Raw genomic sequence first — 13422 nt, forward strand, 5'->3', positions numbered from 1 at the left:
GGAGAAATCCTTCTGGAAGAGCGAGGGAGCGTTCAGGCGGCGAGGTCCGTAATCGGAGCCTCGTTCGCCGGTGCAACTGGGCGCGCAGGCGGGGGCCCATATGCGCCGTCGAGGGTCATGGCGCTCGGCAGACGCCCTGCCCACTCGAAACCGAGTGCATGGAGCATGCCGGTGATGAGATCGGTCTTCTTCTGGCCGAGCAGTTTCGCGAACGCCTTCTCGCCGATGTGTGCGATCATCCCGCATTCGCGGGCAACGAACCTGAGTTCCTCCTTCGAGTAGCGTTCGAGGAAGGCCTTATCGACCTGCCAGGCGTCGCGCAGGTCGACGGCGAAGACCCGCGCCAGATCGGCGACATGATCGAAACTGGTGACATCCTTCGCATAGGCCGCGCCGATGGCGGACAGCACTGTCGCAGCCTGTGGTTCCGGTAGCGCCTGGACCACCGCGATCTTCTCGCTGAAATCGAGATCGGGGAAGGACGTACCAACCAGCAGCCCGGCCCGCCCGCGCAATGTCTCCGCCTTGATCTGCGGGAGCGTGCCTGACATCGCGGCGACCAGGATCGTGGCCTGGGCATGGGCCGGATTAGCGGCGAGCGCGCGGGCGAGCGCGATGCGCCAGGTCGCCTCGCGCAGTTCCCTGGTCCGGATGGCGATCGACCGGGCAGTGACGGAAGACTTCGGCGTGTCCGGCTTCCTGGCGCCAGTATCGCTCGCGGCGATCGGCGCTGTCGGTTTCTCGGCATCATTCGCAGAAGACGCGGCCTGCTCATCCTGGAGATGGAGGGAGGGCGCACCGCTAATCTCGCTGTGGTCGTCGTCATCACCATCGGCAGCGTCAGCAGCATCGGCATCGGCTTCGATATCCGGACCTTCGATAGCGTCGATCTCGTCCTCGGCCTCATCACCACAGGTATCGTCGTCAGCGGAAACCTTCGCAGTCCGTGCGGCCTTTTCAGCGCATTCCTCCTGTTCGAAGCGGATCATTTCGGCGGTCTGGGTCTTGAGCTCGAAACACCCGGCATTGGTGCAATGCCCGTCCTCGATATGCGTCTCGAACAGGGCGCGCTGCGCCGCGGAGTTGAACGGGCAGGCCAGGCACTCGCTCTTATCGAAGCAGGCATGGGCGAGATCCTGGGTGACCCGCATCAGCAGGTCGCGGGTCTTCCCGACGTCGAGACCGGAGGTGAGGATCGTCTCCAGCGCTTTCTCCTGCTTGTCGGCGGGAACGGCGGCGAGCAGTTCGGCATGACCCAGCTTGATCCGGCGCTCGTCGAGCGCGTGCTTGACCGGCTCGCAGAGGCCAGCGAGCGCGAGACGGCGATCGAGCTTGGTTTTGGACCACCCGAGCCGGCGAGCAGCCTCGCCGCGATCGTCCTGGCAGGCGGCAAGCACGCGGACCGCCGCATCGGCCTGTTCGGATTCCGAGGCATCGTCGCGCACGTCGTTCTCGTCGATCGCTGCCTCGAGGGCCTCCTGGTCGGTCATCTCGCGGATGATGACGGGGACTTCGCCCTCGGGCCCGAAGGCTTCCAGCGCCGCACGGTAACGACGCCCCCCGGCAACAATGAGATAGCCCTCACCCGTCTCCGTGGCGGGACGAACCAGTATCGGCTGGAGCATTCCGCGCAGCCGCAGCGATGCCACGAGCTCGTCATGCTTTCGGCTGTCGAAATAGCGGCGCGGATTATACCCGGCGCTGATGCTGGCGAGCGGCAGCGTGGTGGCGGGCGGGGACGACGCGGCGATCAGCGCGGAGATTCCCGTGCCGAGGCGTCGGGTACGTGCGCGGGTCATGAGCCGGGCCGCAGGGTGGCGGTGCGGCTGAGCCCGGGAATGCGCGGGTCGTCATAGACGCTGCTTACCGACATCTGCAGCGCCTGCTGGCGGGCGCTGAACCAGGTCGAGGCGGTGACTGTGTAGCTCTGGGTGGCATAATGCTCGCCGTCGCTGAAGAAGGCGACGTCCACGGTGAAATCGGAAAGGTAAATATCGGACTGGGCGCGCATGGCCTCATCCTTTCATGAGCATAGCCGCCCCGGTCGAAGACCGGAGCGGGCGATGGAGGGAAAATTCGGATCGGGAAGTGCGCCTCAGAGCGCCTGTTCGAGCAGCTTTCGGGCCTTGCCCTCGAGCTCGAGGCGGCTGTCCTGATGCGGCCTGGTGCGGGCAACCGCGGTGATGCCCTGCACGAAATCATAGACGCTCGTGGGCGGGTGCCCTTCCTCGGCGAGGACCGTCTGGATGATCTTCGTCGTCTCGGTTTTCGAGAAGCCGCGCCGCCGCAGGAAGGCGTCGCGGTCCTCGTCCTTGCGCGCGACGATACGTTCGCGCGCGGCGTTGATGCCGGTGATGAAACGCTGCGGGGAGGAGTTCGCGAAGTGCTCGAGCGCCGGGGCGGCCTGGTGCGCGAAGCGGGCGCCGGCGAACTTCGAGTGGCGGATGTTCACTTCCTCGAAATTCTCCACGCCCCACAGGCACCTGTTCGCGCACACGCCGCGTAGATAGAATGTCGCGATGCCGAGCGTTTTGGAGCCGACTTCGGAATTCCAAGCGTAGAACCCGCGAAAATAGAGGTCGGGATCACCATTCGGCAGTTTACCGGCCTCGATCGGATGGGTGTCGTCGACGAGAAACACGAAGACATCCCTGTCCGATGCGTAGAGCGTGGTCGTCTCCTTGGTGATATCGACATAGGGGTTATAACTCATGCTTCCCCAATCAATAGTTCCAGGGACTTTCCATCGTGTATCGCCAACGCCGTCCCCGGCGAACGCCATGATGGCCTGTATCAGTTCCCAGTCGTACACCCTGCCATACTGGCTTCCGGTCGCGGCACGCAGTTCTGTTCGGCCATCGTCGGTCTGCAATATTTTGACCTGTTCGCCTCTGTGAGTGACCAGACCGTGCTGGAGATTGATACCGGCGAGCGCCGCGGGCAGCTGGCGCAGATAGGAGGCCGGGGCGCCGACGAGGCTCGCGACCTGGCCGAAGGACCAGTTGGTAGGTGTGAGCGGACGCTCGTCGCCAGGGGCGATCAGCGTGAGCCGTTCGGGATCATCGCTTCTCGCCTCGACCCGGATCGCGCGGCTTTCGACGGTCCGGGTGGTCGAGCGATCGGCGCGGGCTCGCACGCTGTCGTAAAGACTGGAGAGCGAGAGGAATTTCTCGTCGTCGGGCCGGGAGAACCATTCCGAGGACACGCGACCACTGCGGCCGCCGCGCGAGACGTCGATGCGATAGGGAGCGGACACGGGGGGCGTGTCGGTCGTGCGGGCCATGCTCGCCATGGGAACCATCTCCTTGAGCTTGAGGGTAACGGGACGATCCACATCTCCCGTCACCTTCCCGCACCCCCTTCCCCCCTTTCCGGATCATGGGATCGCGCATTCCAAAGAAGCTGATTTGGCGCTAGGATAGCGGCCGCGTTCCAAATCCTCCTTCTGGCTCATCGATCGCCAGGAGGTCTGTGCAGTGACGACATTTGCTATATTGGCGCGGCTTACGCAGCTGATGCTGTCGGCGCGCCTCGGCGCAAGGCGAAGCCTGCTCGAGGCCTTCACCCTCGAAGCCCTCGTGATCGCGATGGGCGTTGCCGGACCCTACGCCCTCAAGCTCCTGATCGACATGCTGGCAGGTCCCTCGGAATCGCTCCTGTATCTGTTCGTCACCGTGATGCTGTTCGTGGGATGCTGGGCGGGTGCATCGATCCTCGAGAGCGCGAGGCTGTCGTGCACCGCGAAAATGGTCGATGCGCTGGCGCGGCATTACACCATCCGCGCGCTCGCTGCGGCCCTGCCCGAGATCACCGCGGCGCGCGACAGCCGCAGCGGCCGCGTTCCCGGCATGCTGGAACGCCTGCCCTATAGCCTGACGCTGGTCGTCGAGGGGCTGATCTGGCGGCTCGGGCCGGTGATCCTCCAGGCCCTCGCCAGTCTCGTGGTGATCGCGGGCCTAATCCGGCCGCGCTATGTCCTGATCCTGGCGCTTACGCTGCTGGGTTTCCTCGGCGCGACCTGGCTCGGCGCCAGGCGTCACCGCGTTCACGCCGAGGCGACGAATGCGGCGGCATCGCATGTCTCGCGCACCATCGGCGATATCGTGCGCAACGCCCGCCGCGTGGTGCTGAACGGCGCGCTCGAGCGTGAACTGCGGCATGCCGGCGATGCGCTCAGTTCGAAACGGCACGCGGCCGCCGGCATGTATCGTTCGCTCACGCTCATGGCCGCGCTGCAATTCTGCGTGGTCGGGCTCGGTCTCGTGGCGCTGCTGCTGCTCGCCGCTCTCGATGTCGGCCAGGGGCGCATGAGTGCGGGCGATTTCGTCCTGCTCCAGACATACGCCTTCCGGCTGACCGTGCCGCTCAGTTCGCTAGGCTACATCCTCGCGCAGGCTGGAGTGGCGATCGCCAATATTCGCGACGTCCTGAACTTTGCGACCATCGATGCAGAGAACAGCGCCCTGTCCCCTGGTCTTACAGCGTCGTCAGATCTTGTCGCCGAGAATGTGAGCTTCCGCTATGGCGCGAGCATGCCCGGCGTAGCCGGGATATCTGTGCATGTGCCGGCTGGTTCTTTCGTCGCGATCGTCGGTCCCAACGGTTCGGGCAAGTCCACGCTCGCCCAGCTTCTCGCAGGCGTGCTTACCCCCTCTTCCGGCAGGATCGCGGTGGGCGGGATAGATATCGCGACGATCCCCTGGGCGGATCGGCATCGCCATATCCTCTATGCGCCGCAGTTCATCGGTCTGTTCAACCGGTCGCTGCGCGAGAACATCCTTTATCCCCCGGCGAACCAGGCGATCGGCGATGTCGAGGAATTGCTGCACCTTTGGCGGTTTCACGAACCCGGCAGGTCGATCGACTTCGAGATGGAACTGGGAGAACAGGGCGAGCGGCTGTCGGGAGGACAGATCCAGAAGCTCGAACTCGCGCGGCTGGCAGGCGTGAACGTGCCGGTTCTCATCCTCGATGAAAGCACCTCCGCTCTCGATCCGCGCAGTGAAGCGAACGCGATCGCGAAATTGCGGAGCAGAGCCGGCGGGGCGACCACGCTCATCATGATCACGCATCGGTTGGCGACGGCGCAGGCCGCAGACCAGGTCCTGTTCATGGAGGGCGGACGCCTGGCAGGCTGCGGCACGCATCGGGATCTTATCGATTATCACCGAACGTACCGGAAATTGTGGTGGGATGAACGCTCCGCAATATGCCCCGATGATCAACAGGCGGATCAGAAGTGAGCTGACGCGGTAGCGTCGGAGGCCTGTTGTAGTCGGCCGTGGCGGTCTCCTTATACGAGCAGGACGATTTGGCAGCCACAACAGGAGGGATCGTTTCGATCGCGGTCTTGTCCTGGGGCGTTGACGCCAGCCGGGCCGTCCAGCCGCCAAGGATGTGGGCCGGTGTGAACCACTGTTCGCGGATTTCACCGGGCATTGCCGACGATCAGACGCGCGGGAACGTGCAGCAGCGACAATTGCGCATAGGCCATATGGACGGCGCGGGGATCGATGTCGATCGCGGTCACATGGAGGTGGCGCTGGTAATTGATGCCCTGGGCCCGCAGGGCGTCGGCAAGCGCGATGACCATGCTGCCGGAACCGCATGCCGGCTCCATGGCGGTAAGATGCCCGCGACTTTCTATGGTTTCCCGAAGGGTAGCGGTATCGCCGATCAGCATGTCCGCCATCGCTCTGCTGAGCGAATAGGGCGTGAAGAACTGGCCCTTCGCCTTGTTGTGCAGTTCGAGATCATGGAACAGCGCGCCGAGCACATCGCCCATCCCCGCTTCCAGCGCGAGGGCGAGTTCGGCCATGACCCGTGGGAAACTTTCGACGCCGTCGGTGCCGTAGCGCCCGATAATGTCGAGGTAACGGGCTTCGCGCCGCGCACGCTCGCACAGGTCGACGCTGTTGGCGATCGCGATCGCCATCGCCTCCATGCAGTGCCCGAACACGGTGTAGATATCGTGGCGCGGCTGGCAGCGCTCGAGGAGCTTCCGCATGGCCTTGAGATGCGGGGCATGGGCTGCGGACTCGTCCGCAGCAAACGATGAGGCGACCATCGTTCAGGCCGCTGCTCGCCATTCATACAGCAGATGGGCATCCGGGTCGTGATCAGAGCCGATGGAAATGCGCACCAGCTTGCCGTCGCAGGCGAAGGCAGCGGCGCGCGGGAAATCGAGATGGCTCCTGCCTTCCAGGATCAGGTCACCCGATCGTACCTTGGTGATCATGCGGGTCGTTCCCAGCGATCGGTGGCCCGCCGGCGCATCGATGAGTTTCAGCGTGTCGCCCGGCTTCACCCGCTTCTTGAACGCGGCGAGTGACACCAGTGCTTCGACCGGATTCCTGGGACCGCGCCTCTTCGCGAGCGCCGCCCAATAGGCCCGCCCGATCCGCGCTTCGCAGAAGAAAGAGCAACTGTGAAATCCCTGCAGCGCATTGGCGCACGTGAAACCGAACCGCTCCATCTGGTCGCGCACTTCGATGATGAACGCGTTCTGCCTATCGCGTTCGGTAAGGTCGGAAGCCGTATCGAGGATTTCGGCGGTGACCTTGCGTCCGCCCGCAAATTTGCTCGTGCTGATCGCGATGCGCGTGAGGGTGAACTGTTCGGCGAGATGCCGACCGATTCGTGACGCAAGGGAAGGGAGATCCTCGCCCGAGCGGTACAGATCGCCCTGGTACTGGAAATTGCCACGTTCATCGTAGTCGGTCTGGCTATATAGGCGCGCGGGCACGTCCGGCGCGGTGACGTCGGTCATTGGTCTATCCTTGTTTTGCTGAAAAATGGCGCGACGGGACGCGGCGGCGTCCTCGCTGCCGGTCGCTTCAGGTCATGCGACTGACGAGGCGATCGAGTTTAAGGTGCCGCACCGGCCGAGCTTTGCCGTATGGCGATCCAGTCGAGATAGCCGAGACGGATCTCGTCATTGGCAACTTCGGTTTTCCAGTCGGACACGGGATGGACCGGGTGATCGCTCCAGGGGTCGGCAGCGGGCTGCAGCGCCTTCGACAGTCCCTCGGCAGTCTCGCCGAATTCGATCCGGTCGGCAAAGATGGCGCACCATCCGCCGCCCGTATCCTCGGGCCGGGGACGCGAGGAGCCATAGCTCCACGTAAAGCCGATCGGCGCTTCGCTCAGCGTCTGCCGACAGCAGCGCTGGATCAACGCGGCGATGGCGTCGGGTTGAAAATCGCTGTCGCCATAGATCGACACTGATCGGCTCCAGTGACCTGAAGCTCGGCACCGAACCGGGGAAACCGCGGATCATCGAAGATCGCGAGCAGGCCATTAAAAAGGTTGCCCAGTTCGACCGGCGGGAAAGCCGCGAGGAACTCGGCGCTCGGGTCGCCCGGCGCCAGGTCGTTGTCGAGGTCAGCGGCATGCTGCCACGCCTCTTCGATCAGTGCGGCTTCCTGCGCCGTACAGGTGAAGGCGACCGAGCCCTGAGCATAGTGATCAGCCATGGGTGATCTCCAAGATGACGACATCGGCGGGCTGGTCGTCCACGATAACCAGGGGAGGCGGATTCCTGCGTGCGCGCTGGTAGTCCGCTTCGATTGTTTCGATGCTTCCCAGTTTCCGGATGCGCTCGATGGAGAAGACCTGCTCGTCTTCCTCGGTGGTCAGGACCGGCTGTGGCTCGCCGTTACCCGTGTAAACGATGCGAACCGACGGGAAGCTTCCGGGAGAAGCGCCAGACCAGCGAACATAATGGAGACCGTGCCGGTGACAGATTCCCTCGATCTCTTCGAAACAGCCGTTGGCGACATCATGATCCATGAGCGCGAGCGGCTTACCGACCGGGATATCGTCGGGATCGAACGGCGTGCCGTCCCAATCGACAGCCGGATTATCGGCTTTGATCGCCTCGATCAGTTCGGGATATCGGGATCGGGCGAGTCTGCCGCCGATCAGGATGTGCGCGGATACGCAGTTCGCCATGTTGCACCTCATGGAATAGCGAGACCTCGAGCTGGTCTTCTGCTCTACTCCTCCCCCTTCCCTTTCTGCGGGCTGACGGGCTTGTTTCACTGACGACTTGCATGAGACGCGGGAACAGGCTTAGCTCTTCGGCAATTCTTTTTCGGCAAGAGACAACTTCCCTATTGCCTTCCCTTAGCCTGGAGTTTTTGCGTGGCCGATACCGAGCAGCCCGATCTCACTGCAATGACGGTGCAGTTACTGAGCGCCTATTTCTCGAACAACCAGGTGCCGGCCGGTGACATCGCCGGGATCATCGAAGCGACACGCGGCGCGCTCGAAGGAAAGGGCGAAGCAGAAACGCCCGCGCCGGTGGAGCATGTTCCTGCCGTATCGGTGCGCAAGAGCCTGGGTTCTCGCGAGCACATCATCAGCATGCTCGACGGCAAGCCGTACAAGACGCTCAAGCGGCATCTGGCGACCAACGGGCTGACCCCGGCCGAGTATCGCGAGCGCTACAAGCTCCCGCGGGACTATCCCATGGTGGCTCCCGCCTATTCCGAGCACCGCCGTGCCGTCGCTGCTAAGCTGGGCCTCGGAAGAAAGGCGAGCGAAACGGCACAGACGGAAGCGCCCGTCACCGAACAGGCCGTACAGGAAGCCACTCCGACGCCCGCCCCGGTGAAGGAGCGGAAGCCGCAACGCACGAGCAGAAAAGCCAATACAGTGACGCCCGCCGATGAGGTTGCCGCGATTGCCTTGGAGCAAACGCCGGAATCCACATCGGCTCCGGCGCCGGAAAAGCCCAAGCGTACGCGTGCAACGGCGGCTAACCCCAAACCCGCCAGCGAGGCTCCCGTGATCGCCGTCGAGACGTCGGAGGCCACACCCATGGCATTGGCTTCACCGGCTGTCTCGGCTGCGGCCGCACCTGCGCCCCGAAAGGGGAAGGGTGCAGCCACAAAGTCTGTCGCAAAGAAACCGGCGGCGAAGAAGGCATCCCCGAAAACGTCCATCGGTGCGAAGAAGCCCGCCGCTGCCAAGGAAGCTGCCACCCCGTCGACCACTCCGGAAACCCTGACTCCTGAGGCGGCGAAAACGGAATCGTCCGCGCCTGTCCCCAGGAAGAAGAAGCTCGGGATCGTCACTGGCGCTAAGTCCGCCGCATCGCCGGAAGCCAAGACTCCCAGCAAGCGTACGAATGCCGTGAAGAAAGATGCAGCGCAGGTTGATACACCGGCATCCGCGGAATGATTAGAAGGGGTGAAGTGCGATTCCGTCGCGCTTCACCCCCTTCCTTCTGCAATGTAGAGGGAATGGAGCGGCATAGCCTGGTTTGGCAGCGGTGGATCAACTCCGATCCTCAATGATCCTCGTCAATATGGCGCATGCGCGATCGGGTGGCAGGAACAACCTGGTCCTGAAGCTCAAGACCTCCGAGAATGCCCCGCACGACTTGAGCCAGGTGCGATCTTCCGGCCGGTAATCGCGAATCTCGAAGCGAGGACTATCGTTGACCTGGACCCGAACCAGCCTGGCTGGGACCAGGCCCGGGATCGCTACGCCGCCAGCCATGCGTGCGCCGGCCATGATCTCGTCAGGCCCGAGAATTACGCCGCCGGCAAGCCCGAATGCCTGTTCAAGCCGTCCGATGGCGCCGGGATGGATGATACGCCCGAGAATGGACATGCCGGTGCCATCGTCGATCCGCCACGCGCGTACGTCATCGGCGGGAAGCCTGTTCCACACAGGCAGGAGCAGGCCCGTCGCCAGCGTGATCGTTTCGACCACAAGCTTTTCCCCAGCATCGCGGGCTTCCGCGTCCCAGAGCGCCTGGAAGCTGTCACGCCCGATCTCCTCCCAGTGGCTGCCGGCAAACGCCGCGACGTCCATTCGCGCCCGGCCACCAGGGCGTATGAGATAACAGCGTTCGATCCAGTGGCCGTCCTCGTCCTGCCCCGGCCATGTCGGCACATAGAGCGCCACCCGACCCGAGCGCGTATTGTGCAGCCACCGCACCTCGCCCGAACCGTGCAACTCGTACTGCAACGCGGCCCAACTGGTGACCGGCGGTCTTCGATGAAGTTCGAGCCGTAACAGCCTCGTTTCCGCGCCGGTCACTGGGTCGGCGCGCAGGAGTTGGTCGGACAGAACATGCACACGTTCGGCGCGGATCGTCTCGATCCCCAGATCAAGCGTTCCGGCGGCCCGCGCCGCTTCGACGCGATCCTCGACCAGTCCCAGGAATTCTTCGAAGATGCGGTTCTGCGTGGCGATGCGCAGGGCGAGGATGCGATTGAGCCAGCGGTGGATCGGCGGCAGGCGCTCCTTCAGTTCCCCGCCCTCGTCGCACAGTTCCAGTCCGGTGATTTCCTGGAAATCGGCGAGCGTCACACTGCGCAGCTTGCCCTCATATAGAAGATGGAACCACCGGACGAGCGCATCGCGCGCGAACTCGGATTCCAGACTGTCGGATGGATCGAAAAGATTCTGCGATCCGGCCTGACGCTGGCCCCGGGTCAGCGCGCCGAGCGCTTCGAGGCCCCGGATGATCGTGCTGAGAAACCGGCGCTCGCCGCGGCAATCGGTCGTGAGCGGGCGATAGACCGGAGGCGTCACCTGGTTGGTGCGGTGGCTGCGACCGAAGCCCTGTACTGCCGAAAGGATGCGAAATCCCAGTTCGAGGAGAAAATGTGTCCGGCGGCAATGCGCGGTCGGGCAGTTCCGGTCCGAATGCATGGACCGGCCGGTACCGCCCGCGAGAGAAAAAGCGGCGATGGATTTGATGCCGTTCTGAAACGCCTGGACCTCGAGGACATTGGCGCGGGCGCCGCGCCTCTCGATTTTCTGACGGCCCGTACTGTCGGTGACGATGCGCCGGGAACGGCCGGTGATCTCAGCGACACGCTCTGTACCAAAATGTGCGATCAGTGCGTCGAGCGCGGTCGGAATGGCAGGCAGAGCGCACAAGTCCTCGATCAGTTCGTCGCGGGCGGCAATCGCCTGCCTGCATAGTACGGGATTACCTTGAGCGTCACTCATCGGTTCCGAGCGAACCGTGCCGTCATGGGCGCGAAAGACCCGCATCTGGCGCACCGGGAAGGCATTTTTCAGATAATCGACGAGGGTCTCCTTGGGAGAGACCTGGACATCCATCATCGCCCGTTCCTCCGGTGAGAGTTCGGACAATCGCCGGTCCATGATGGCTTCGCCCGTGCTCGCCAACTGCACCAGCACGGCATTATCTGCCGCCAGTTCCTGCTCGATGGCCGCGATCAGCGTGGGAATCTTCATGCTCACCAGAAGGCTTGAGAAGAATCGCAACCTGGCGCTCTCGAAGGAACTGAGCGCTGACCCGCGCGCCTGGCCGTTCTGGGTCTTGCCGGAAATGCGGTCGACTACGCCGATCTCGGCGAGCACGTCTCGCAGGCCTCGATGGATGATCCCCCAACTGTCCGCGTAGGCATTATAAACCGAAATCTGGTCCGGCGTGAGCGCATGTTCCAGCGGTTCATACTCGACGCCGGCGAAGCTCAAGGCGCGCGCGGTGTAGAGACCCATCGCCTTGAGATCGCGGCACACGACTTCGAGCGCCGCGATGCCGCCCTCTTCCATGGCCTTCATAAACATGTCGCGCGTGGCGAAGGCCGTACCGACTCCCCATAGCCCGAGACGAACGGCATAGGCGAGGTTTTCGGGCCGGGCCGCGCCGGTCGCCGACATGTAGAGGATGCGGGCACGCGGCAGCGCATTTTGCAGGCGGACGCCGGCGAGCCCCTGTTCCGAGCCTTGCGCCTTCCCGAAATCCGTCTCGGTCCCGGCGGCATGGGCCATGGCGTGAGATTCGTCGAAGACGATCACCCCGGAGAAATCCTTGCCGGTCCAGTCCAGCAGCTGCTGCAGGCGCGATGCCGTATCATGACGGCTCGAGCGCAGCGCAGCGTAGGTCAGGAAGACGATGCCGCTTTCCATCGTGATCGGCGTGCCCAGCGCAAAGTTCGCGACCGGCTGGATATCGATGGCAAGGCCGCCAAGCGCTGTCCAGTCACGGCGCGCGTCCTCGATGAGATCGGCCAGTGAAATCCAGATCGCGCGGCGATTGCCGCGGTTCCATTGATCGAGAATGATGCCTGCTGCCTCGCGCCCTTTCCCCACGCCAGTTCCATCGGCAACGAAGAAGCCGGTCCGGTAGGTGCAGCCCTCCTCGTCCTCGAGCAGGCGATCACCAGCCAGATTGGCCGAGAAGCGCCCGGGAAGATCGCGTTCGTGCGCTTCGCCTGCATGGATGATGGTCTCGAGCTGCGCGTCGGAGAGCGCCTTGAAGGCACGCTTCTGGAGACGGGGGTGGTAGCGAGGCGCCGGAAGCGAGACGGACGCCATCGCGATGGATTCGACGAGTTCGTCCGGATGCGCGCAGGCGTCGTCGATCACAAGCCGAGCGGGTTGCCACAGGGAATAGATACCGATCGCCTGTCCCGGTGCGAGCGGTGTCTCGCGCACCCTGTACGATACCGGTTCGGGTGGTTCGCTCGGGGGAATGCGGACTGGCGGTGCTATTTTCCGTGAAGGCCGCGTTATCAGGGCAGCAGTCGGCGGTGGCTTGGGTTCGGGTGCGGGACAGGGCCTGGCCAATGGTGCGGGCGCCGGGGGTGGATCGAAAGGATCAAGCCGGGAGGGAAGAGCCAGCACGATATCGAGAGCAGCCTCAATCGTGTCCGCGACATGGCGCTGGGGTTCTCCCGTCCATCCCTTGTCGTAATGAGGAGGCGTACATCGATACCGGTGCCATGCTTGGCGTAGGGGTTACCGCGGATGGTGATCTCGGCGCGCGGCGGCGCCATCTCGGCAACGGCAGTGTAGCCGAGCGAGGCGGTGCCATCCGCCGCGAAGTTCGGCGGCATGATCGCCACGCAGCGGCCGCCCGGAGCGAGGCGGGCCAGCGCGGCGCGCAAATGGCGGGCGCCGGCGTGGCGGTCGACACCGCGCCCGGCACTGCGACTGAAGGGTGGATTGATCAGCACCAGCGTCGGGCTTGGAGCGCCCGCGAGCAGATCGTCGATATGTTCGCCGTCATGGCGAGTAACGGTTCGATCGAAGATCCGGCCGAGCAGGTCGGCCCGTTTCGGATCCAATTCATTGAGCTGCAGGCCCGCGCGCGCTCGCCATGCATGGACCGCGAGCATCCCTGTGCCCGCGGACGGCTCGAGCACGAGGTCATCCTGCCGGATCTGCCCGGCAAGGCCTGCGAGCCAGGCGAGGCTCAGCGGCGTGCTGAACTGCTGGAATTCAATCTGTCGCTCCGAACGATAGGTCTGGGTGGGGAGCGCGTGCTCGAACGCCCGCAGCGCCGCGAATATCTGCCATGGAGCTCCCTGCAGGAGCGGGCAGTCGGCATCCTGGAGCAGCATCACCTGCGCGGCTTCTGCTCGTCATCATAGGTTCCGCAGTGTCGCTGCTCTCTGCGCTCAACACTCTCGTGAGCCAGTAGGG

General features: G+C 63.9%; 10 protein-coding genes and 1 pseudogene. 2 read left to right on the top strand and 9 right to left on the bottom strand.

The features are described from left to right. Nucleotides 1–32: 32 nt before the first annotated feature. The 3 genes from V2S85_RS17310 to V2S85_RS17320 form a co-directional block, all read right to left on the bottom strand. Nucleotides 33–1799, bottom strand: a complete 1767-nt coding sequence (locus tag V2S85_RS17310) for a PRTRC system ParB family protein (protein ID WP_334183859.1) — start codon at nt 1797–1799, stop codon at nt 33–35. Further along, a complete protein-coding gene (locus tag V2S85_RS17315) occupies nt 1796–2011 on the bottom strand; it encodes a hypothetical protein (protein ID WP_330704093.1) in 216 nt (71 codons plus the stop codon). The genes V2S85_RS17310 and V2S85_RS17315 overlap by 4 nt, the downstream gene beginning before the upstream one ends. A gap of 84 nt (nt 2012–2095) precedes the next feature. Continuing rightward, on the bottom strand, nt 2096–3292 hold the full coding sequence (locus V2S85_RS17320; RefSeq protein WP_330704094.1) for a DUF932 domain-containing protein: 1197 nt from the start codon (nt 3290–3292) through the stop codon (nt 2096–2098). Between the two features lie 223 nt (nt 3293–3515). Between V2S85_RS17320 and V2S85_RS17325 the strand changes: the two genes are divergently transcribed. Beyond that, complete coding sequence (locus V2S85_RS17325; protein WP_330704095.1) at nt 3516–5243, top strand: ABC transporter ATP-binding protein; 1728 nt, start codon at nt 3516–3518, stop codon at nt 5241–5243. 185 nt (nt 5244–5428) lie between these two features. Here V2S85_RS17325 and V2S85_RS17330 read toward each other — a convergent pair whose 3' ends face one another. From V2S85_RS17330 to V2S85_RS17350, 5 genes are all read right to left on the bottom strand, one after another. Continuing rightward, nucleotides 5429–6007, bottom strand: a complete 579-nt coding sequence (locus V2S85_RS17330) for an N-6 DNA methylase (RefSeq protein ID WP_330704096.1) — start codon at nt 6005–6007, stop codon at nt 5429–5431. A gap of 63 nt (nt 6008–6070) precedes the next feature. Then, a complete protein-coding gene (locus V2S85_RS17335) occupies nt 6071–6769 on the bottom strand; it encodes a hypothetical protein (RefSeq protein ID WP_330704097.1) in 699 nt (232 codons plus the stop codon). Nucleotides 6770–6867: 98 nt separating this feature from the next. Next, entirely contained in the window at nt 6868–7224 is a 357-nt protein-coding gene (locus V2S85_RS17340) for a hypothetical protein (protein ID WP_330704098.1), read from the bottom strand. Continuing rightward, entirely contained in the window at nt 7173–7475 is a 303-nt protein-coding gene (locus tag V2S85_RS17345; protein WP_330704099.1) for a hypothetical protein, read from the bottom strand. Before V2S85_RS17345 ends, V2S85_RS17340 begins: the two co-directional genes overlap by 52 nt. Beyond that, a complete protein-coding gene (locus V2S85_RS17350) occupies nt 7468–7953 on the bottom strand; it encodes a hypothetical protein (protein WP_330704100.1) in 486 nt (161 codons plus the stop codon). The genes V2S85_RS17345 and V2S85_RS17350 overlap by 8 nt, the downstream gene beginning before the upstream one ends. Nucleotides 7954–8145: 192 nt before the next feature. Between V2S85_RS17350 and V2S85_RS17355 the strand changes: the two genes are divergently transcribed. Then, a complete protein-coding gene (locus V2S85_RS17355) occupies nt 8146–9186 on the top strand; it encodes a MucR family transcriptional regulator (RefSeq protein WP_330704101.1) in 1041 nt (346 codons plus the stop codon). 96 nt (nt 9187–9282) lie between these two features. Here the strand turns inward: V2S85_RS17355 and V2S85_RS17360 are convergent. After that, nucleotides 9283–13355, bottom strand: a pseudogene (locus tag V2S85_RS17360) (strawberry notch-like NTP hydrolase domain-containing protein); the annotation flags it as partial. Nucleotides 13356–13422: the final 67 nt, after the last annotated feature.

This window comes from Novosphingobium resinovorum, from assembly GCF_036352595.1.
Lineage (GTDB): Bacteria > Pseudomonadota > Alphaproteobacteria > Sphingomonadales > Sphingomonadaceae > Novosphingobium > Novosphingobium resinovorum_B.

Coding starts and splice junctions, on each gene's coding strand:
- V2S85_RS17310 (WP_334183859.1), bottom strand. CDS start 1,799: ATGACCCGCGCACGTACCCGACGCCTCGGCACGGGAATCTCCGCGCTG.
- V2S85_RS17315 (WP_330704093.1), bottom strand. CDS start 2,011: ATGCGCGCCCAGTCCGATATTTACCTTTCCGATTTCACCGTGGACGTC.
- V2S85_RS17320 (WP_330704094.1), bottom strand. CDS start 3,292: ATGGCGAGCATGGCCCGCACGACCGACACGCCCCCCGTGTCCGCTCCC.
- V2S85_RS17325 (WP_330704095.1), top strand. CDS start 3,516: ATGCTGTCGGCGCGCCTCGGCGCAAGGCGAAGCCTGCTCGAGGCCTTC.
- V2S85_RS17330 (WP_330704096.1), bottom strand. CDS start 6,007: ATGCGGAAGCTCCTCGAGCGCTGCCAGCCGCGCCACGATATCTACACC.
- V2S85_RS17335 (WP_330704097.1), bottom strand. CDS start 6,769: ATGACCGACGTCACCGCGCCGGACGTGCCCGCGCGCCTATATAGCCAG.
- V2S85_RS17345 (WP_330704099.1), bottom strand. CDS start 7,475: ATGGCTGATCACTATGCTCAGGGCTCGGTCGCCTTCACCTGTACGGCG.
- V2S85_RS17350 (WP_330704100.1), bottom strand. CDS start 7,953: ATGGCGAACTGCGTATCCGCGCACATCCTGATCGGCGGCAGACTCGCC.